This is a genomic window from Paenibacillus popilliae ATCC 14706 (genome assembly GCF_000315235.1).
Classification (GTDB): domain Bacteria; phylum Bacillota; class Bacilli; order Paenibacillales; family Paenibacillaceae; genus Paenibacillus_B; species Paenibacillus_B popilliae.
Map to the genome: position 1 here is coordinate 1 of NZ_BALG01000434.1, position 557 is coordinate 557.

General features: G+C 48.5%; 1 protein-coding gene. It reads left to right on the plus strand.

What is annotated here, in order from left to right; all coding sequences use genetic code 11:
* Positions 1-557 (plus strand): hypothetical protein (locus tag PPOP_RS23065; protein ID WP_042229938.1); only part of this gene is annotated, 557 nt, incomplete at both ends.

Consider the following 557-nt stretch of genomic DNA (forward strand, 5'->3'; position numbering starts at 1 on the left):
TATCCGAATCGTTCCGGCATCCGAGTCAACTCGCCAAATTCATATACGAAGGAAATAAAAAAGCGGTGCAAGCCGTGGAGAATAACTTGCAGGCCAGCTTGTTCGGCCCCGGGGAAACGGAAGCGAATGCGCATATCCGACAGCAAGTGGACAAGCAACGCGTGCTGCGAACGATGGTGTCGTTGGCGCAATTGATGGAGCAAATTGATTCAGAAATAACGATAACGGATTTGGCAGCCCAAGCGCAACTGCTTGCCGCCTTGGAGCAAGCAGCGGGGACAGAGGAAGAGCGAGCCGCATATTGGAGTAATCTAGAGGCAGCAGCGGAGAACGTCATCCAGGTCAAGCAAGCCAAAGAAAACATAAACGGGCAACGACAAGCTTTACAACACCTATTTTTACCTACAGTTGACATGATAGAGCATAACTTATTTGATAGACCGGGGTGGCAAGCACAGGTTTTAGATACACTGAAATACGTTCAGTTTACAGTGCTAGCCATTGATCCGATTGGAAGTTTTGTGCCTATTCGTCCAGAAGAAGCAACGACCTTAGTT